General features: G+C 72.6%; 16 protein-coding genes. 7 read left to right on the top strand and 9 right to left on the bottom strand.

The features are described 5' to 3' along the window. Positions 1–31 precede the first annotated feature (31 nt). The 4 genes from cydD to AB5J73_RS12915 form a co-directional block, all read right to left on the bottom strand. Positions 32–3,253: a thiol reductant ABC exporter subunit CydD gene (cydD, locus tag AB5J73_RS12930; RefSeq protein WP_370969956.1), complete on the bottom strand. Its 3,222-nt coding sequence runs from the start codon at positions 3,251–3,253 to the stop codon at positions 32–34. Beyond that, positions 3,250–4,257 (bottom strand): cytochrome d ubiquinol oxidase subunit II, encoded by a 1,008-nt coding sequence (gene cydB, locus AB5J73_RS12925; RefSeq protein WP_370969955.1) that lies wholly within the window; start codon positions 4,255–4,257, stop codon positions 3,250–3,252. The genes cydD and cydB overlap by 4 nt, the downstream gene beginning before the upstream one ends. Positions 4,258–4,371: 114 nt before the next feature. After that, entirely contained in the window at positions 4,372–5,844 is a 1,473-nt protein-coding gene (locus AB5J73_RS12920; RefSeq protein ID WP_370969954.1) for a cytochrome ubiquinol oxidase subunit I, read from the bottom strand. Between the two features lie 38 nt (positions 5,845–5,882). Continuing rightward, the gene (locus AB5J73_RS12915; RefSeq protein ID WP_370969953.1) at positions 5,883–6,875 is read right to left on the bottom strand and encodes a S41 family peptidase; all 993 of its coding nucleotides are present in this window, start codon (positions 6,873–6,875) and stop codon (positions 5,883–5,885) included. Between the two features lie 186 nt (positions 6,876–7,061). Here AB5J73_RS12915 and AB5J73_RS12910 point away from each other — a divergent pair, with 186 nt between their 5' ends. Both AB5J73_RS12910 and AB5J73_RS12905 read left to right on the top strand, forming a co-directional pair. Then, complete coding sequence (locus AB5J73_RS12910) at positions 7,062–7,649, top strand: TMEM165/GDT1 family protein (RefSeq protein ID WP_370973127.1); 588 nt, start codon at positions 7,062–7,064, stop codon at positions 7,647–7,649. A 56-nt stretch (positions 7,650–7,705) separates the two neighbouring features. Further along, entirely contained in the window at positions 7,706–8,353 is a 648-nt protein-coding gene (locus tag AB5J73_RS12905; RefSeq protein WP_370969952.1) for a DUF998 domain-containing protein, read from the top strand. Here the strand turns inward: AB5J73_RS12905 and AB5J73_RS12900 are convergent. Both AB5J73_RS12900 and AB5J73_RS12895 read right to left on the bottom strand, forming a co-directional pair. Next, on the bottom strand, positions 8,350–8,991 hold the full coding sequence (locus tag AB5J73_RS12900) for an IclR family transcriptional regulator (RefSeq protein ID WP_370969951.1): 642 nt from the start codon (positions 8,989–8,991) through the stop codon (positions 8,350–8,352). The genes AB5J73_RS12905 and AB5J73_RS12900 overlap by 4 nt on opposite strands. After that, entirely contained in the window at positions 8,988–9,842 is an 855-nt protein-coding gene (locus tag AB5J73_RS12895; protein ID WP_370973125.1) for a hypothetical protein, read from the bottom strand. The genes AB5J73_RS12900 and AB5J73_RS12895 overlap by 4 nt, the downstream gene beginning before the upstream one ends. Positions 9,843–9,928: 86 nt before the next feature. Here AB5J73_RS12895 and AB5J73_RS12890 point away from each other — a divergent pair, with 86 nt between their 5' ends. Further along, positions 9,929–11,101 (top strand): homogentisate 1,2-dioxygenase, encoded by a 1,173-nt coding sequence (locus AB5J73_RS12890; protein WP_370969950.1) that lies wholly within the window; start codon positions 9,929–9,931, stop codon positions 11,099–11,101. 49 nt (positions 11,102–11,150) lie between these two features. On the opposite strand, the gene AB5J73_RS12885 is transcribed toward AB5J73_RS12890, so the two are convergent. Then, positions 11,151–11,513, bottom strand: a complete 363-nt coding sequence (locus tag AB5J73_RS12885; RefSeq protein ID WP_370969949.1) for a hypothetical protein — start codon at positions 11,511–11,513, stop codon at positions 11,151–11,153. Positions 11,514–11,793: 280 nt separating this feature from the next. On the opposite strand from AB5J73_RS12885, the gene AB5J73_RS12880 reads away from it, so the two are divergent. The 3 genes from AB5J73_RS12880 (at position 11,794) to AB5J73_RS12870 (ending at position 15,789) form a co-directional block, all read left to right on the top strand. Then, the gene (locus AB5J73_RS12880) at positions 11,794–13,092 is read left to right on the top strand and encodes a hypothetical protein (RefSeq protein ID WP_370969948.1); all 1,299 of its coding nucleotides are present in this window, start codon (positions 11,794–11,796) and stop codon (positions 13,090–13,092) included. 137 nt (positions 13,093–13,229) lie between these two features. Further along, complete coding sequence (locus AB5J73_RS12875) at positions 13,230–15,038, top strand: substrate-binding and VWA domain-containing protein (protein WP_370969947.1); 1,809 nt, start codon at positions 13,230–13,232, stop codon at positions 15,036–15,038. A gap of 13 nt (positions 15,039–15,051) precedes the next feature. Further along, complete coding sequence (locus AB5J73_RS12870) at positions 15,052–15,789, top strand: hypothetical protein (RefSeq protein ID WP_370969946.1); 738 nt, start codon at positions 15,052–15,054, stop codon at positions 15,787–15,789. On the opposite strand, the gene AB5J73_RS12865 is transcribed toward AB5J73_RS12870, so the two are convergent. Next, positions 15,786–16,997 carry an MFS transporter gene (locus AB5J73_RS12865; RefSeq protein ID WP_370969945.1) on the bottom strand — a complete coding sequence of 404 codons (1,212 nt, stop codon included), beginning with the start codon at positions 16,995–16,997 and terminating at the stop codon, positions 15,786–15,788. The genes AB5J73_RS12870 and AB5J73_RS12865 overlap by 4 nt on opposite strands. Before the next feature lie 92 nt (positions 16,998–17,089). Here AB5J73_RS12865 and AB5J73_RS12860 point away from each other — a divergent pair, with 92 nt between their 5' ends. Further along, a complete protein-coding gene (locus AB5J73_RS12860; protein WP_370969944.1) occupies positions 17,090–18,007 on the top strand; it encodes a LysR family transcriptional regulator in 918 nt (305 codons plus the stop codon). A gap of 47 nt (positions 18,008–18,054) precedes the next feature. Here the strand turns inward: AB5J73_RS12860 and AB5J73_RS12855 are convergent, their stop codons facing one another. After that, complete coding sequence (locus tag AB5J73_RS12855; protein WP_370969943.1) at positions 18,055–19,077, bottom strand: hypothetical protein; 1,023 nt, start codon at positions 19,075–19,077, stop codon at positions 18,055–18,057. Positions 19,078–19,116: the final 39 nt, after the last annotated feature.

The following is a 19,116-nucleotide window of genomic DNA, read 5'->3' as shown; positions in this document are numbered from 1 at the left end:
GCCATTATCGCGCGGCGCAGCGGGGGTGCGATCACGGCACCGGTACGCGGGTCACGACCCGGCCGTCGCGGACCTCGAGGACCACGTCCGCGTCGGTGGCTTCGTCGGCTCGGTGGGTCACGTGCAGCACCGTGCGGCCGGTCAGGGCTTCGCGCAGATGGGCGCGTACGGCCTGGGCCGTCGGTTCGTCGAGGTGCGCGGTCGGTTCGTCCAGCAGGACGAGCCCCGCCGTCGGCGCGCCGAGCAGTGCGCGGGCCAGTGCGACTCGCTGGGCTTGGCCGCCGGAGAGGCCGGTGCCGCCGCTGCCGAGCAGGGTGGCCGGGTCGACGTCGTCGAGGGCGGCCTGGTGGAGCGCCTGGCGGAGGTCGTCCTCGGTTGCCGTGGGGCGGGCGAGGCGGAGGTTCTCGGCGACCGTCGTGGCCGCGAGCATCGGCTCCTGCGGTGCCCACGCGACCCCGTCCGGGACCGTGACCACGCCCTCGCGCGGTGCGAGGAAGCCCAGCAGCGCGGCGACGAGCGTCGACTTGCCGGCGCCGCTCGGCCCGACCACCGCGGCGTACGTGCCCGGTGGGAGGTCGAGGTCGACGTCGTGGAGGACGACCGGGCCGTTCGGCCAGCCGAGGTCCGCGCCCCGCAGCTGGACGCCCGCTCCGGGGTGCTCGGCGCGAGGCGGCGATGGGGGCGCGTCGGCGAGGCGACGGCGGGCGCGCTGCAGCGTGTCCCAGTGCTGCGCCACCGGCGGCAGCAGCGCGAGGACCTCCGCCAGCGCGAGCGGGACCAGTGCCAGCAGGGGCGCCAGGACCGGGTCGAGCCGGCCGGACGTGACCGCCGAAGCGGCGAACGCCGTGCTGACGACCGTGGCCGTCCCGCAGGCCAGCGTCACCAGTGCTTCCGCCGCGCCCGCGCCGAAAGCTTGACGGCGGGCCTGGGCGGCCAGGCGGGTATCGGCATCCGCGAGGGCACGGCGGTGGTCGCGGGCCGTGCCGAAGGCGAGGAGTTCGGCTGCCGCCTCGAACAGGACCAGGACTCGCGAAGCCACGTCGCGGCGGCCTGTCGCCAGCGCGGACGTCGCCCGGCGTTCGGTGCGCAGCGCGACCCACGGTGCGCACAGCCCGACGGCGACCGCCGCCGCGAGGGTCAGGCCGGCCGCGGGCAGGACCCACGTCTGGACGGCGATCGCGCCCGCCGCGACCAGCGCCACCACCAGCGGCGGCGAAACCACCCTGGGCAGGAGGTCGCGCACGGTGTCGACGTCGGCGACCAGGCGGCGTTGCCCCTCGCCCGCGCGCAGTCCGCGCGCGGGGCCGAGGCGGACCAGCGAATTCCAGAGCCGGACCCGCAACCGGCCGGCGATGCGGAACGCGGCGTCGTGCGTGGCCAGGCGTTCGACGTACCGCAGCCCGGCGCGGCCCAGACCGAACGCGCGGACGCCGACGACCGCGACCGTCAGGGTCAGGATCGGCGGCTGCTGCGACGCCTTGGCGATGAGCCAGCCCGACGTCGCGGTCAGCGCTACCCCGGCCAGCAGCGCCACCGCGCCCAGCACGGCGCCGCCGAACAAGCGGCCGTCGAGGAGCGCGCGCCAGCTCAGCGGCTCACCCTGCGAGTCCTTTGTGGACACTTCAAGCGCCGGGCCGGTGCCGGGTGGCAAGTCGACGGCGGCCGTGCGCTCGTGGGCCGCGATGACGGCCGCGGCGCCGTTGTCGACCGCGCGCTGGACCGCGTCGAGGACCAGGCGTGCGGTGGCTTCGTCGAGGTGCGCCGTCGGCTCGTCGAGCAGCAGCAGCCAGGCGCCGCGTTCGACCCGGGCCAGCGCGCGGGCCACGGCGACGCGCTGACGCTGGCCCAGCGACAGCTTCGCGACCGGGCGGTCCGCGAGCCCGGTCAGGCCGAGTTCGTCGAGCGGGGCTTCCGAGCCCACCTCGTCGCGGACCGTGCCGCCGGTGAACACGGGCGACTGCGGGACCCACGCGACCTGCTCGCGCCAGCGCGCGAGGTCGGCGTCGGCGAGGTCGACCGCGCCGACCGTGATGGCGCCGTCGTGGGCCGGGACGAAGCCGAGCAGGGCCGAGAGCGTCGTCGACTTGCCGCCGCCGCTCGGGGCGCGGAGCCAGACCGTCTCGCCCGGGCGGACCGTGAACGTCTCGCCGTCCGGGGCGAACCCGCCGCGGCGCGCCACCCGGAGCGAAGACACCCGAAGCTCGTCACGCGCGGGGATCTCCGTGCCGGGCGTGGGGGCCGGCGTGGCCAGCAGGTCGGCGACGCGCCGGACCGCTTCGACGCCGTCCTCGCTGGCGTGGAAGGCGGCGCCGACCGCGCGCAGCGGCTGGTAGCACTCCGGCGCGAGGATCAGCACGCCGAGCCCGATGGCCAGCGGCAGGTGACCGCCGGCGAGCCGGACGCCGATGACGACCGCGACCAGCGCCACCGACAGCGTCGCGGCAAGCTCGAGGACGAACGCCGAGGAGAAGGCGACCTTCAACGTCTTGAGCGTCGCGCGGCGGTGGCGTTCGGACAGCCGACGAACCGTCTCGGCCTGGGCGGCGGCGCGGCGGAACGCGGTCAGCACCGGGAGCACGCGCACGAGCTCCAGCAGGCGCTCGGACATCCGGTGCGTCGCGTCGGTCGCGCCGGCGACCCGGCCGGCCGTGTACTTGCCGACGAGGATCGCGAACATCGGGAGCAGCGGCACGGTCAGCGCGATGATCACGCCGGACGGCCAGTCGGCGAACAGGATCGCCGCGCCGGCGCCGAGCGGGACGACGGCCGCCGTCACCAGGGCGGGCAGGTATTCGCGGAAGTAGGCGTCGAGCGCGTCGAGGCCGCGGGTGGTGAGCGCGGTCAGCTCGCCGTGGCCGCGCCGGGCGATCCACTCGGGGCCGAGGCGCAGCGCGTGGTCGACGGCTCGGGCGCGCAGCTCGCGTTGGGCGGTCGCGGCGGCGCGGGCCGAGACCGTGCGCACCGCCCAGCCGGTCGACGCGCGCGTCGCGACGAGCGCGAGCAGCGCGGCCAGCTGGGCGGTGCGTCCCCCGGACCCCGCTCCGACGATCGCCGCGAGGACGTCGGCGAGCAGGAACGCCTGTGCCACCAGCGCGGCGGCGTGGAGGAACGAGAGGAACCCCACCAGGGCCAGCGCTCGGCGCACGGCCGGCACGAGGGCCGGCAATGCGCCGAGCGGGCCCTTTCCCGGCCGCGCCGAGTCCACTGTGGACTCCGAGGCGAGAAGGGTTGCGCGCCCGGGAAGCTTGTTCATGGTGCGTGGACCGCCGGAATGTGCTGGGTGCCGATCCGCTTGCGGAACACCCAGTACGTCCAGCCCTGGTAGATCAGCACGGCCGGGGCGCCGAAGACGGCGACCCAGGTCATCACGGTCAGCGTGTACGGGCTCGACGCGGTGCCCGCGATGGTGAGGTCGTTGGCGGCGTCGAGGGTCGAGGGCAGGACGTTCGGGAAGAGCGAACCGAAGAGCACGACGGCCGCCGCGGCGATCGTCACCCCGAGCGCCGCGAACGCCTGGCCGTCGCGGTCCGCGCGCAGCCGGAACCAGGCCACGACCGCGGCGATGGCGGCGACGCCGAACGCGAGCAGCGTCCACAGCGTGCCATTGCGCCACTGGACGACCGCCAGGAACGCGACGATCGGCACCATCGCGAGCGGCAGCAGCCGGATCGCCAGCTTGCGGGCGCGTTCCCGCAGCTCACCCGTGGTCTTGAGGGCGAGGAACGCGGCGCCGTGCGTGATCGAGAAGGCGGTGATGGCGACCGCGCCGAGCAGGGTGTCCCAGCGGACGGCGGCGAACGCGGAGCCGACGCGGTTGCCCTCGGCGTCGAGCGGCAGGCCGAGGACGCTGGTCGCGAGCACCAGCCCGACACCCAGCGGCGGGATCCACGAGCCGGCCACGATGACGCGGTCCCAGGTGCGCCGCCAGCGGTCGGAGTCGACCTTGCCGCGGTACTCGAAGGCGACGCCGCGGCCGATGAGGGCGAGCAGCAGGAGCAGGAGCGGCAGGTAGGCGGCCGAGAAGAGACTCGCGTACCAGCCGGGGAACGCCGCGAACATCGCGCCGCCGGCGACGATGAGCCAGACCTCGTTGCCGTCCCAGACCGGCCCGATGGTGTTGACCATGACGCGCCGCTCGGTGTTGTCGCGGGCGAGGATCGGCAGCAGCATGCCGACGCCGAAGTCGAAGCCTTCGAGGAACAGGTAGCCGAGCCAGAAGAAGGCGATGACGACGAACCAGACGACTTCGAGGGTCATCGGGCCACTCCTCCCACACGGTTGCCCTGAGTTGTCCACAGCCTGGGGAGTTGTCCACAGGCTGGCTGTGGGTAACCCACGAGGGTGATCGGATCGACACTCATCGTCAGCACCTCAGTAGGCGAAGGCGAGCGTGTCCTCGCCCGGTTTGTCGGAATCCTTCTTTTCCGGCGGCATCACCGCTTCGACGCCGCCGCGGACGTACTTGCGCATCAGGTACAGCTCGACCAGGCCGAGGGCCGCGTACACCGTGGTCAGGGCGATCAGCGACGTCCAGACCTCGCCGGTCGTCAACCGCGACACCGCCTGGGCCGTGAACATCCACACCCCGTCGACGCCCGACGGGTTCGGGGCGACCACGAACGGCTGACGGCCCATCTCCGTGAAGATCCAGCCCGCGCTGTTGCCGAGGAACGGCGTCGCGATGCCGCCCAGAACCAGGAGCGGGAACCAACGGCCGGTCGGGATCCGGTCGCGGCGGGTCAGCCACAGGGCCAGGAGCCCGATGCCCGCCGAGACCGCGCCGAAGCCGATCATCATGCGGAAGCCCCAGTACGTCACCGGGAGGTTGGGCACGTAGTCGATCGGCTTGCCGGCCAGCGAGCCGAGGTCCGGGTCGTCCGGGTAGTTCGTGCCGTACTTCGCCTGGTACTCCGTGATCAGGTCCTCGACACCCTTGACCTCGGTCTTGAAGTCGTTGTGCGCCAGGAAGGACAGCAGCGCCGGCACGTTGAACGTCTTGACGTCCTCGCAGTTCGACCCCGCGACGTCGCCGATCGCGATGATCGAGAAGCTCGCCGGTTTCTCCGTGTGGCACAGCGCTTCCGCCGACGCCATCTTCATCGGCTGCTGCTCGAACATCAGCTTGCCCTGCGCGTCGCCGGTGATCGCGAGGACCGCGAACGCGGCCACGCCGACCCAGCCGCCGAGGCGCAGCGACGAGCGCCACACGTCGAGGTGGCCGCGCTTGCGCCAGAGGTGCCAGCCCGCGACGCCGACCAGGAACGCCGCCGCCACCGAGAACGCGCCCGCCAGGGTGTGCGGGATCGCGGCCAGCGCCGTGTTGTTCGTCAGCACCGCCCAGATCGAGTTCATCGTCGGCTTGCCGTTCTCGAACGTCACGCCGACCGGGTGCTGCATCCAGGAGTTCGCCGCGAGGATGAAGTACGCCGAGGCCATCGTGGCCAGCGAAAACGCCCACGCGCAGGCCAGGTGCACCTTCTTCGGCAGCCGGTCCCAGCCGAAGATCCACAGGCCGAGGAACGTCGACTCGACGAAGAACGCGACGAGCCCCTCCATCGCGAGCGGCGCGCCGAAGACGTCGCCGACGAAGCGGGAGTACGCGCTCCAGTTCATCCCGAACTGGAACTCCTGCACGATGCCGGTCACGACGCCCATCGCGAAGTTGACCAGCAGCAGCTTGCCCCAGAACTTCGTCATCTTCAGGTGCCGCAGCTCGCCGGTGCGGACCCAGGCGGTCTGCATCGCCGCGACCAGGATCGACAGCCCGATGGTCAGCGGGACCATCAGGAAGTGGTAGACGGTGGTGATGCCGAACTGCCACCGCGCTAGCTCAAGGACCTCCACGTGGTCCAGCGTGCTCCGGCGCCGGCGGGGCAGCTAGATCAAACGGTCCTGTCCACCCCAGGACCAACGTCCTTCACCTGGTCGAGCGTCCGCCGGGCCTCGTCCGCCACCGCGCGGCGCGGGCCATCGTCCCCCAGTTCCAGGACGTGGCGCAGCGCCAGCTCGTACGCGGTGTCGAACGCCTCGTCCGCCGCCACCGGGAGGTCCGGGCGGACGCCGGTGCCTTCCCAGTTCTCCCCCGTCTCGGGGTGGAGCGAGCGCGCGATCGACACCGTCACGTCGAGGTAGGTGTCCACTTTGTACTGCTCACGCGGGTGCGCTCCGCCGCGGGTGGCCTCGCCGACCGTCTTCGCGCGGCCCTGCTGCTGGAGCGAGAACGCCAGGTCCTCGCCGCCGGAGAACGTCCGCGGGCCGGTCAGCACCCAGATCGGTTTCGTGCCGCCGAACCGCGGGCCCGGTACGTACGGCAGCGTCCACATCTGGGTCGTCCGGTCGCCCTCGCGCTCGTAGATGTCGAGGTAGTGCACCTGCTCGTCGACCAGGTAGGTCTGGAGCAGCGCGCTGGTCCCGGGGCTGCCGCCGCGGTTGCGGCGCACGTCCAGCAGCAGCGCGTCGGTCGTCGCGAGCAGCGTCATCGCGGCCGAGATCGCGGGACCGGCCAGCTCCGCCGGGTACAGCATCGTCGTGTCGAGGTAGCCGACGTTGCCGGCCAGCCGCTGGACCGCCGCGACGCCGAAGCCCTCGAGCTCGGCCTCGATCCGGAAGTCCTCGGAGTTCATCGCCGCGTCGCCGTCGTCGGCGACCGGGTCGGCGTGGTGGCGCAGGCGCAGGTGCGGGTCGCCGTTGACCGACTGGAGGTCGGCTGTGACGAGCGTCGCGAACTCGGCGTCGTCGACGTCCGCATACGCACCGTCACCAAGCCGACCGCGGAGCGCGTCCGCCAGCTTCGCGGCGACGTCGGGGAACACGTAGTGCGCTTCCAGCCGGCGGATGACCTCGTTGACCTGCGCAGCACGCGCCTCAGACCCCATGCCCACCAACCTACCGCAGCCCGCAAACAAAAATTCGGCACGCCGAAAAAAATTGTGCGCCCGGCCAGGATGACAAATTCATGACCACCGATCAGCCGATTTCGCGTTCGCCATCAGCTTGCGGCTCTCTGAATCTCCCCTTTATCGTTGCAGTGAAAGGGGCGAAGAAATCACATGACTTCCGCGATGGTGGCGCTGATCAGCGCGTTCGGCCTGGTCCTCGCCGTGGAGCTGCCGGACAAGACACTGGTCGCGACCCTGGTCCTGACCACCCGTTTCCGCGGTGGTCCGGTATTCGCCGGCGTGTGCGCCGCGTTCGCCGTGCAATGCGTCATCGCGGTCGCGTTCGGCAGCTTCCTGACGCTGTTGCCGGACGTCGTTCTTTCCCTCGTCGTCGCGGCGATGTTCGGCCTCGGTTCTTTCATGCTCCTTCGCGAGGGATTCAGCGAAGCGGACGAAGCCGGGGAAGACGCTTCGCGCGTCGGCCCGGCGCCGCTGTCCTTCCTGCGCTCCGCGATGACGTCGTTCGGCGTGCTCTTCGCCGCCGAGTGGGGTGACGCCTCCCAGCTCGCCACCGCCAGTCTCGCCGCCCGGATCGGCAACCCGGTCGCCGTCGGCGTCGGCGCCTTCGCCGCGCTCGTCGTCGTCGCCGGGCTGGCCGTGTTCATCGGCGCGAAGATCCGCAGCCGGATCAAGCCGAAGCTGATCCAGCGCTGCGCCGGGTTCGTCTTCGCCGGCTTCTCGGCGTTCGCCCTGCTCCAGCTGGCCTTCTGACCGCTGCCTCACAGGTTCACCGGGTAACCTTTCGGAAACGAAAGGGTGGAAGCCAGGTGAACAAGCCCCTGCCTGCGGTCTCGCCGCTGCACGGCCGGATCGCGCTCGGCGGCATCGGCCTCGCCGTGGCCATCTCGATCGACCTGCACCTGCGGCTCTCCGGCCAGGTCAGCCCGATCTGGCAGACGCTCTCGGAGTACGTCTACGGCAAGCTCGGCTCGGCGTCGGCGGCGCCGCTGTTCAGCGTGATGTGCCTGGCGCTCTCGCTCGGCTCGGTCGCCCTGCTCGCCGGCATCGCGAAAGCGCACCGACCGGGCACCACCGCCGTCTGCGTGCTGCTCGGCGTGTGGTCGGCCGGGCTGCTCGTGTGCGGGCTCGTGCCCGTCGACCCCGACGGGCAGGCGCGCTCGCTGGCCGGGCAGGTCCACAACCTCGCCGCGCTCACGGCGTTCGTCGCGCTGCCCGCGGCCGCGTTCGTGCTGACGAAGAAGGGGCGCGAGCGCTGCCCGTGGGAGCCGCGCCGGACGACGATCCGGCGCCTGGCCACGGCGAGCTTCGCCAGCGTCGGCGTGGTGCTCGGCGGGTTCGTCCTCACGCTCGTGCTCGGTCCGGCGAACCAGGAGGTCACGCTCGGCCTGTTCGAGCGGCTGCTGTTCACCGTCGACGTCACGCTGCTGCTGACGATGGTCCGGCCGCTGCGTTAGCCGTCGGTCTTCAGGATGTCGGCCAGCCGGAGCGCGGCCGCGACGACCTGCGGACCCACCTCGGCGGCCTTCAAGGGCTCCATCGAGACGACGCCGACGCTCGCCTTCAGCCCCGGTACCCCGCGGACCGGCGCCGCGACGCCGGACGCGCCCGCCTCCAGCTCGCCCGCCGAAGTCACCCAGCCCTCGCCGCCGGGCCGCAACGACATCGCCTTGCCCGCCGCGCCGGCCGTCAGCGAGTGCCGGCTCCCGACCCGGTAGGCGACGTGGAAGCTCGTCCAGGACGGCTCGACGACGGCCACCGCAAGCGCTTGCGTCCCCTGCGCGACCGACAGGTGCGCGGTCGCGCCGACCTTCTCGGCCAGCTCGCGCAACACCGGGCCGGCCGCGTCCCGCAGCTGCGGGAGCACCTGCCCGGCCAGCCGCAGCAGCCCGACGCCGAGCCGGACCTTGGTGCCGTCGCGCCAGACCAGCCCGCGCTCCGACAGCGGCACGAGCAGCCGGTAGACGGCCGCGCGGCTGGCCCCGATGGTGACCGCCAGCTCGGAGATGGTCGCCGCGTCGCCGCCGGCGTCGGCCACTGCCTGCAGCAGCGCCAACCCGCGGTCGAGCGTCAGCGACCCCTCCCGGCTGGTCACAGCAAGCCGAGTTCGCCCAGGTCGGCGACCGGCTCCTCGAACGACGCCGCCGCGTAGGACGCGAAGAGCGCCCGCACGGCCTTCGCGGCCGGTTCGGACAGCGCACGGGCTTCGTCGGCCAGCGCCTGGGCGTCGGTCGACTCCAGCGCCGCCCGGACGTCCCCGCCGGCGAGGCTGCGCGCGGACGCCACGAGCAGGTTGAGGAAGCCGTGGTGCACGAAGCCGGTGTCCGGGTCCGTGTGCCGGACCGCGCGGTGCAGGCTGTTCGTCGCCTTGAACGAGGCCCCGCTGGACCCGGAGACCACGGCGAGGAAGTCCGCGACCTCGTCGACGTTGGGGAAGTTCTCCCCCGCCTTGCCGCCGCAGCGGATCTTCGGCCAGCTGCCGTGCTCGATCACCTTGCGCACGCCGTCCAGCCAGCCGACGCCGCGCCGCGGCTCGACCACGCGGATGACGTCTTCGGGGACGAACTCCGAGACGCGCTCCAGCCACACCTCGTCGACGTCCGACGGCGCGGGCATCTCGACCATCCGCAGCGCCAGCAGCTCACTGCGCGACTCGACGATCGAGATGGCCTTCGGGACGCCGCCGAGACCGGTGTCGATGATCAGCGACAGCGGCAGCGGCTGCTTCGGCTTGATCTTGATCAACTCGGTGATCAGTTCCGGCAACCGGGAGGCCTGACAGAGAAAAACCCCCAGGACACCGGCGTGTTCGGACTCCCGGCTCGCGAAATGCGCGCGCAGGGCTTCGGGCATGGCCGCATCGCCCGGAGGGAACAGCGCCGAGTCGTCGACGAGCCTCGCGAACAGGGGAGGAATCCCACGGGGGCCGGGGGGCGTGAGTTCCACAGCGCTTGACACGACTGACACGCTAGTAGCGTACGACATGAGGACAAAATCGTCCGCACAGCGGACACGTTCAGGAGGGCACGCCGATGCCTTACTACCGGCGAGTAGGCGAGATCCCGCACAAGCGGCACACCGCGTTCCGCAAGCCGGACGGCGGCCTCTACGCGGAGGAGCTGATGGGGGTCGAGGGCTTCTCGGCCGACTCCGCCCTGCTCTACCACCGCGGCCTGCCGACGGCGATCGTCGACGCCGTCACGGTCGAGGAGGACCGCGGGTCGCTCACGCCGAACCTGCCGCTCAAGCCGCGGGCCTTCAAGACCCAGGACCTCAAGTTCGGCGGCGAGACCGACGCCGTGACCGACCGGCGCCGGCTGTTCGGCAACGCCGACGTCACCATCGGCTTCGTCACCGCGACCGCGCCCAGCCCGCTGTACCGCAACGCGGCCGGCGACGAGCTCTTCTACGTCCACGGCGGCTCCGCGACCGTCGAGACGATCTACGGCAGCATCGACGTCGGCGACGGCGACTACCTCGTGATCCCGACGTCGTGCACCTACCGGGTCGTCCCCCACGGCGAGGTCAACCTCTTCACGCTGGAGGCGCGCGGCCACATCGGCCCGCCGAAGCGGTACCTGTCGGCGAAGGGCCAGTTCCTGGAGCACGCGCCGTACTGCGAGCGCGACATCCGCGGGCCGTCGGCGCCGCTGGTGGTGGACGGCGAGGACGTCGAGGTGCTCGTGCGGCACCGCGCGGGCCTCACGCGCTACACCTACGCGACGCACCCGTTCGACGTCGTCGGCTGGGACGGCTGCCTGTACCCGTGGGCGTTCAACATCGACGACTTCGAGCCGATCACCGGCCGCGTGCACCAGCCGCCGCCGGTGCACCAGACGTTCGAGGGCCCGAACTTCGTCGTCTGCTCCTTCTGCCCGCGGAAGGTCGACTACCACGAGGACTCGATCCCGGTGCCGTACAACCACGCGAACGTCGACTCCGACGAGCTGATGTTCTACGTGCGCGGCAACTACGAAGCCCGGAAGGGCTCGGGCATCGGCGTCGGCTCGCTGTCGCTGCACCCGTCCGGTTTCACGCACGGCCCGCAGCCGGGCGCGGCGGAGGCGTCGATCGGCGCGGAGTTCTTCGACGAGACCGCGGTCATGGTCGACACGTTCGCGCCGCTGGAGCTCGGCGAGGCCGCCGACGCGTCCGAGGACCCCGGTTACGCGTGGACGTGGTCGCGGCGCGGTCCGGCCGGCTGACGGCAACGGGCCCTCCCCCGCTTCCGCGAGGGAGGGCCCGGCCGCGGGATCAGCCGTCGTACCAGCCGTAGTTGGTGATCGTCCCGTGGCCGTAGCAGTTGCCGCCGAAGGCCCAGTAGCCCGGCCCCTGCAGCGGCCCGTGGATGTCGGAGCCGTCCGAACAGTGCGTCCAGGCGCCGCTGCGGCCGTAGTCGATCCGCACGTTGGCCGTCCAGTCGTCGCTGTCGATGTGGGTGGTCACCCAGGTCTGGACGTGGTCCGCCTGCGCTCCGCCGGTGCTGCCGAGCGCCGAGTGCACGCCCTTGGGGAGCTCGTCGGCCGAGGCCGGGGTGGCCCCGGCCAGTCCGATGGCGAGCAGGGCGCCCGCCCCGAGCACCGCGGCTCCGGCCCGTTTCATCGTGCTGCTGTCCATCGATCCCTCCAGTGTTCCCCCGTCGCCGGACCGGTCGATCCGGCACCTTCCGGTCTAGTGCGCGGGCGATGTTCTGTCCGGTTCTGTGGACAGCGAACGACAAAATCCGAACAATGGAATGTGCCAAGGGGGTGGCACGATGTCGCGTGGGGAACGACCGATCGATACAGACGTAGAAGTGTTGTCACAGTTCGCCGCGGATTTGCGGCGATTGCGGGAGCACGCGGGGAGTCCGCCTTATCGGGAACTGGGGAAACGGGCGCATTACTCGGCGGGCACATTGTCCGACGCGGCGAGCGGCCGGAAACTGCCGACGCGCGCCGTCGCATTGGCCTACGTCCGTGCGTGCGACGGACCCGTCTCCGCGTGGGACGAGCGGTGGCACCAGGCCGAGAAAGAGCTACGCCGCTCCGTCGCGGAGCCGCCCTACCGCGGCTTGGCCGCGTTCGGCCCGGGGGACGCGGGGCGGTTCTTCGGCCGGGAGGCCGTCGTCGAACTCGTGCTGAAGCGCCTCGCCACCGAGCGGCTGGTGGTGCTCACGGGCCCGTCGGGGAGCGGGAAAACGTCGGTGCTGCAAGCGGTTCGGGAGCGCTGCGAGCCGCTGGTGGTCGTCGACCGGTTCGAAGACGTCCTGACCGGCGGCGTGGCTCGGGCGGTGCTGGACTCGCCGCGGGTCGCCGTCGGCGTGCGCGACGACTTCCTCGGCGCGCTGAGCCAGTACCCGGAACTGGCCGCGGCCCCGCGGATCGCACTGGGGCCGTTGACCGCCGAGCAGGTGCGGGCCGCGCTCGGCAGGCCCGCGGCGGACGCCGGGCGCGGGCTGGAGCACGCGTTGCTCGCGACGCTCACGGCCGAGGTCGTCCGGCAGCCGGGAGCGCTGCCGTTCGCCACGGAGGCGTTGCGCCGGACCTGGCGGGCCGGCGGCCTGACGCTCGCCGGGTACGACGCCACCGGCGGCATCCCCGCCGTGCTGGCCGGCACCGCCGAAGCGGTCTACGGGCGGCTCCCCGCGGCCGAGCGGGCCGTGGTCAGGGACCTGTTCCTCCGCCTGGTCACCTTCGGCGACCACACCGCGGACACCCGGCGGCGGCTGCCCCACGGCGAGCTGGACGCGGCGGCCGTGGCCGAGCGGTTCGTCCGGGCCCGGCTGATCACCGCCGACCGGACCGGGCTGGAACTCGCGCACGACGGGCTGATCGGTGGCTGGCCACGGCTGCGCACCTGGCTGGCGGAGGACCGGGAGGCACTGGACGTCCAGCGCCGGCTCACCGAAGCCACCCGGCTGTGGGAGGCGGCGAAGCGCGAACCGGCCGCGCTGTACCGGGGCGTCCGGCTGACCGAGGCGGCGGACTGGGCCCGGCGGCCGGACGCCCGGCCGAACGCGCGGGAGCGCCGGTTCCTGGACGCCGGGTTGCGGCACCGGGAGACCGAAGAAACAGCGCGCCGCCGGACGGCGATCCGGCGACGGCGCCTTTCCGCGGCCACCGCCGTTTCCACCGTGGTCGCCGCGGCCTCGGCGGTGACGGCAGTTCTGCAGCACCACCGCGGCCGGCGATCGAGGTTTTCGACCAGAAAATGATTGCCGGACCAAAACAAATTCCATGGCGGCATTTCGGCCGTCAGCCCCCGCCGCACTGGGCAACGGTTCGGCAACGTACCCCCGGCCACCACGCTCCCACCGGATAATGGTCGGACTGGCGGAACGGGGAGGGTTCGATGATCAATTCCCAACCAACGCGGCGAAAGAGAAAAATTCTCCCCTTCCTGGCCGCGATCGTGGTCGCCGCCGGGCTGATCATCGGGATCCGGGCCTGGACCAGCGACTCGGGCGGCGACGGTGACGAGCCGAAGTGCACCGGCTCGGACGCCGTCTCGCTCAACGTCGCGTCGTCACCGGAGAAGGTCGGCATCGTCCAGGAAGCCGCCAAGGCCTACTCCGGACGGACCGTCGCCGGGCACTGCGTCGACGTCGCCGTGAAGTCGAAGTCGTCGGGCATCGCGATGCAGGCGCTGGCCAACGGCTGGAACGAAGCCACCGACGGCCCGCGCCCGGACGTCTGGACGCCGGCCGCGAGCGGCTGGGTCAACCTGCTGCGCGTCAACGCGAAGGGCGACTCGGCGTCGATCGTGCCGGACGGCGACCCGCAGTCGATCGCGAACTCGCCGCTGACCGTCGCGATGCCGAAGCCGATGGCCGAGGCGCTGGGCTGGCCGGCCAAGCCGATCGGCTGGAAGGACCTCGCCACGCTGGCGACCGACCCGGCGGGCTGGGCGAAGTACGGCCACCCCGAGTGGGGCAAGTTCCGGCTCGGCAAGACGAACCCGAACATCTCCACCGCGGGCCTGAACGCCACCATCGGCGCCTACTACGCGGCCACCGGCACGTCGTCCGACCTCACCGCGGCCGCGCTCGAGAAGCCCGAGGCCAAGCAGTTCGTCTCGAACATCGAGCAGGCGATCGTGCACTACGGCGACAACACGCTCACCTTCCTGACGAACCTGCAGAAGGCCGACGACCGCGGCGCGGCGCTGTCCTACATCTCGGCGGTGACCGTCGAGGAGAGCTCGCTGATCGGCTACAACCAGGGCAACCCGACGAACGACCCGGCGAAGGTCGGCCAGCACGCGCCGCCGAAGGTGCCGATCGTCGCGATCTACCCGGCCGACGGCACGCTCAACTCCGACCACCCGTTCGTCACGCTGAACTGGGCCGACCCGACGCGCAAGCAGATCGCCGCGGACTTCCTCGGCTACCTGCGCGGCCCGGAGACGCAGCAGCGGTTCGCCGCGCTCGGCTTCCGGTCGTTCGACGGCAAGCCCGGCCCGCAGGCGACCACCGCGAACGGCGTCCAGCCGGACGCGAAGATCAACTTCATCCGGCCGCCGTCGCCGACGGTGCTCTCGAAGCTGCTGACCACCTGGACCGAGCTGCGCAAGAAGGCGAACGTGCTGCTCGTCGTGGACGTCTCGGGCTCGATGGGCGACGAGGTCAAGGGCACCGGCAAGAGCAAGATCGACCTGGCCAAGCAGGCCGCGATCGACGCGCTCGGCCAGTTCGTGCCGCGCGACCAGGTCGGGCTCTGGCAGTTCTCGACCCGCCTCGACGGCGACAAGGACTACCAGGAGCTGCTCCCGGTGCAGGCGCTCGGCACCGCCGGCAAGGAAACGCTCGCCATGCGGCTGAGCGGGCTGACGCCGCAGGCGGGCACCGGGCTGTACGACTCCTCGCTGGCCGCGTACGAGTACATGAAGGGCCGCGTCGACCCGGCGGCGATCAACGCGGTCGTGGTGCTGACCGACGGCCGCAACGAGGACCCCGACGGCGTCGACCTCGAGCACCTGGTCCCGCAGCTGCGACCGGAGGGCAACGCGGAGACGGTCCGGCTGTTCACCATCGCCTACGGCTCGGACGCCGACCAGGACGTGCTGAAGCAGATCGCGGAAGCGACCGAGGGATCGGAGTACGACTCGTCCAAACCGGACTCGATCAACCAGGTCTTCACCTCCGTGATCTCGAATTTCTGAGATCCTGGCGGTCATGAAGTTCGCGCGTGAGCTCGCCGAACCGTGGGGGCTGCTGTTCGCCGCCACCTCGGCCGGGGTGGCGTGGGCCGTGCAGCTGCCGGTCGCCGCCGCCATCGGGGTCGGGGTGGCGGTGCTCGCCGCGCGGGCGGGCGTCGCCGTCGCGACCCGCGAGAAGGAGCCGGAACGACGTGAGGCGCGGGTGCTCGACGTCGTGGCCGGGTCGGCCGAGGAGAACTGGCTGCGCCGGGCCGAAAGCGCCGCCGAAGGCTTCGGCTCGCTCAGCGACTCCCTCGGCTCGGGGCCGCTCGCCGACCGCGTCGCGGACATGGAGCCGGTGGTCCAGGAGACGCTGGTGACGCTGCAGCGGCTGGCCGGGCGCGCGTCGGCGACCGGGAAAGCCCTCTCCCGCGTGGACCTCGACGCGGTCGCGAAGGAGCGACGCCGGCTGGAACGCGAGCTGCGCTCGGCGAGCGCGGCGGTGCACGGCGACCTCGAGCAGGCGTTGACGGCGGTGCAGGCCCAAGCCGACGTGCACGCCCGGCTCTCCGGCGCGCGCGACAAGCTGCTGGCGCAGCTGCAGTCCGGTGCGCTCGGCCTGGACAGCCTGGTGGCGCGGGTCGCGGAGCTGACGGCCGCGACGACGGACGTCGCCGTGGACACCGGCGCCGTGCGGGAGCTGAGCGACCAGCTGGAAGGCATCCGGCAGGGCGTGCTGGAGACCGAGCAGGCGACGCGGAAGTCGCTGGGTTAGACGGCGACCGGCGTCCGGTCGCGCCGGGGCAGCAGCAGCGGCGTCGCCAGCACGAGGACCCCGGCGATCCCGATCGCGACCCGCGGGCCGGCGAAGCCGGCGAGCCCGCCCCACACCGCGGTCAGCGCGGCGATCGCCGCTTTCGTGCTGACCGACCACGCCGAGAGCGTGCGGGCGGCGCGGTCCACCGGCAGCTGTTCCAGCCGGTAGGTGGCCAGCACGGGGTTGAACACGCTGCAGCTGACGATCAGGCCCAGCTCGACGACCATGACGAAGACCAGCCCGCGCGTGCCGCCGGGCAGGAAGGCGAGCGCGAGGAGCCAGCACGCCCGGACCGCGCCCGACGTCAGCAGCACCGGGTGCCGCCCGAACCGGGCGACGAGCCGCGGGGTCAGCCGCGAACCGGCCAGCCCGCCGAGGCACGGCACCGCGAACGCGAGCCCGTACTGCCACGGCGTGAGCCCGAGCTCGCCGAGCATCAGCACCGCGAGCAGCGGCTCGGTCGCCATCACCAAGCCGTTGAAGACCATGGCGTTGAGCAGGAGGGGCCGCAGCCCGGGGTGGGCCAGCAGGAAGCGCCACCCGTTCGCCAAGTCCCGCGCGCGCGGCCGTTCGGTGGTCCGCGGACGCGGTTCGGTCCCGCCGATCGCCCGGATCCCGAGCGCGGAGAGCAGGAAGCTGGCGGCGTTGGCGGCCACCGACGTCACCGGCCCGAGCACCGCGAACGCGGCCCCGCCGAGCGGCGGCCCGAGCGCGGTGGCCGTCCAGTTCGTCGATTCGAACCGGCCGTTGGCCACGAGCAGGTCTTCCGGCGCCACGAGCCCCTTCAGGAAAGCGCCGCTCGCCGACGTGAAGGTGATGTCCGCCGCGGCGACGACCACCGAGACGGCCAGGAGCTGGACGAAGCTCAGCAGGCCGAGCGCGTAGCAGGCGGGCACGCTGAGCAGCGCGCCGAACCGGACCAGGTCCATGGCCACCATGACCGGCCGCTTGCGGCGCCGGTCGACCCACGGCCCCAGCGGCACGGCCACGAGCGCCCCGACGGCCGGCCCGGCCGCGGCGAGCGCCGACACCGCCGCCGGTCCGGCGTGCAGCACGAGGATGGCGAGCATGGGGAAGGCACCGAACCCGAGCCAGGTGCCGAACGCGCTCACGGCGTACGCCGACCAAAGCCACCTGAACCGCCGCCCGAGCCGCCTCCGCATCACCGGGAGATCAAAGCGAGGAAGGGCCCGGCGAAGCAAACAACCGACGCGTCGGCGAGCCACAACGCGGGGTTGTGGACTTAGAGTCGGTCGCCGTGGACCTCGAGGCAGTGCGCACCTTCGTGGCCGCCGTGGCGGCGGGCCGGTTCCAGGACGCCGCGGTGGAACTTTCGATCACGCAGCAGGCGGTCTCGAAGCGCATCGCGGTGCTGGAGAAGGCGCTCGGGGCTCGGTTGTTCACGCGCACGGCCCGCGGCGCCCGGCTCACCGCCGAGGGCGAAGCGTTCCTGCCGCACGCCAGGGAGCTGCTGTCGGCGGAGGCGCGAGCGCTCGCGTCGGTCCGCACCGGCCCGCTGCGGGTCGACGTCATCGGCCGGCGGTTGTGCCCGGCGATGTTGCTTCGCGGGTTCCACGAGGCGCATCCGGAGGTCGCCCTGGAGGTGGTGACCCTCTTCGACACCGCGGTCGCCGCGCTCCGGAACGGCTCGATCGACGCCTCGTTCCGCGCGCTCGTCGAGCGGCCGGCGGACCTCGACGCGCAGTGGGTGTTCGACGAGCCCATCGAGCTGCTCTGCGGCCCCCGGCACCCGCTGGCCGGAGCGGCTTCGGTGGCTCCGCCCGAGCTGGCCGGGCACCGGCTCTGGCTGCCCGGCGTGGTGCCCGGAACCGAGTGGGGCGCGTACTACGCCGCGTTCGCGACCGCGTTCGGGCTGTCGATCGACGCGGCCGGACCGAACTTCGGCACCGAGGTGGTGCTGGACACGATCGCGGAGTCGGCGGAGGTGGCGACGCTGCTCCCGACGGGCGCCCGGCTGCGCTGGCCGGCGGAGTACGACCTGCGGCGGGTGAAGATCGAACGGCCGGTGCCGGTGTACCCGCACTCGCTCGTCTGGCGCCGGGACGACCCACACCCCGCCCTGGGGACGCTGACCGGCTACCTGCGTCCCGGCCGAGGCGTCGCCGGCGCTTGGCGGCCGGAATGGGCCGCGCAGACCGTCCCGAGCGCCGGGTAGCCCGAGCGGGTTCCGGCGGTTCAGCGAAGGCGGCCGGGGTGGGTCGGTCAGCCCAGCCAGACCGTGCCCAGCACCGGGTAGCCCGGCAGGCCGGTGCGAGCCGCGCCCGGCCTCGGGACGCCCGCGATCCACAGGCGGCCCGTCGCCGCGATGTTCGCGGCCATCGACGGGTCCGCCTTGGGCAGGCGGAAGGCGACCACCGTGCCGTCGGCCAGCATCGTCAGGCCGCTCAGGCGGGCGGTGCCGCGGCGGCCCATGCGGACCGGGCCGTCCAGGACCGCGCGCAGTTCCGTCCAGTGGTCGGCCGGCAGCGGGCGGCCGTGGGCGATCGAGCGCAGCCCCGCCGCGAGCGCGCCCAGCAGCGCGCCGGTCGCGAACGCCGACGCGATCCAGCCCAGGACCGGGAAGTCGAGCCGGACCCACAGCGCGAAGCCGGCCAGGACCAGCAGGAAGGCCGCCGTCGTGCGCAGCTCTCGGGCGAGCTGGCGGCGGTGCGCGGTGAGCACCGGGTCGAGCCGCGGCGACCCCGAGCCGGCCGGTACCGGGACCGGGACCGCGCCCGGCGGCGGCGTCTCGTGGACCCGGGCGCGGCGGACCCGGACCAGCCCGGAGAAGCCGACGAAGACCTTCGGGCCGCGTCCCAGCAGCCAGACCCGCCGGTGGCCGGCCAGCAGCAGCCGGTGGGCCTCGTCGAGGCGGACGCGCAGCCAGCGGCCGTCCGGCAGGCGGACGCCGACGGTCCGTCCGGCGGCGACCAAGGCGGTGACGTCCACCTGCCGGAACGCTTCCCGCTTCAGCCGCGTTTCGGGCACCCTCACGTACGCGCGGTAGAGCCACCACGCCTCGACCGAGCCGGCCAGCGCGAGCGTGCCCACCGGCAGCGCGACACCAGCGCCGGTGAAGAACTGGGCGACCCCGAACACCAGGAACAGCCAGGACAGCAGCCGCTGGTCGGCGGTGCTCCGGCCGATGCGGTCGAGGTACTCGCCGAAGATCGGCAGGGCCCCGGACGGCATCGCGGGGTCGAGTTCGAACGCCGGCACGCGTTCGGGAACCGGGACGATCTGCACGCTGGGCCCCCACCGTGTCGGCTTTGGTCTACGGCCTTT

The sequence above is a fragment of the Amycolatopsis sp. cg9 genome (genome assembly GCF_041346945.1).
GTDB lineage: Bacteria > Actinomycetota > Actinomycetes > Mycobacteriales > Pseudonocardiaceae > Amycolatopsis.
The sequence above is the reverse complement of the archived record's forward strand: the minus strand, read 5'-3'. Positions and strand labels throughout refer to the sequence as shown.

What these genes read in the sequence shown, in the direction of transcription:
- cydD (WP_370969956.1), bottom strand. Translation starts at nt 3,253, where the DNA reads ATGAACAAGCTTCCCGGGCGCGCAACCCTTCTCGCCTCGGAGTCCACA.
- cydB (WP_370969955.1), bottom strand. Translation starts at nt 4,257, where the DNA reads ATGACCCTCGAAGTCGTCTGGTTCGTCGTCATCGCCTTCTTCTGGCTC.
- AB5J73_RS12915 (WP_370969953.1), bottom strand. Translation starts at nt 6,875, where the DNA reads ATGGGGTCTGAGGCGCGTGCTGCGCAGGTCAACGAGGTCATCCGCCGG.
- AB5J73_RS12910 (WP_370973127.1), top strand. Translation starts at nt 7,062, where the DNA reads ATGGTGGCGCTGATCAGCGCGTTCGGCCTGGTCCTCGCCGTGGAGCTG.
- AB5J73_RS12890 (WP_370969950.1), top strand. Translation starts at nt 9,929, where the DNA reads ATGCCTTACTACCGGCGAGTAGGCGAGATCCCGCACAAGCGGCACACC.
- AB5J73_RS12885 (WP_370969949.1), bottom strand. Translation starts at nt 11,513, where the DNA reads ATGGACAGCAGCACGATGAAACGGGCCGGAGCCGCGGTGCTCGGGGCG.
- AB5J73_RS12875 (WP_370969947.1), top strand. Translation starts at nt 13,230, where the DNA reads ATGATCAATTCCCAACCAACGCGGCGAAAGAGAAAAATTCTCCCCTTC.
- AB5J73_RS12870 (WP_370969946.1), top strand. Translation starts at nt 15,052, where the DNA reads ATGAAGTTCGCGCGTGAGCTCGCCGAACCGTGGGGGCTGCTGTTCGCC.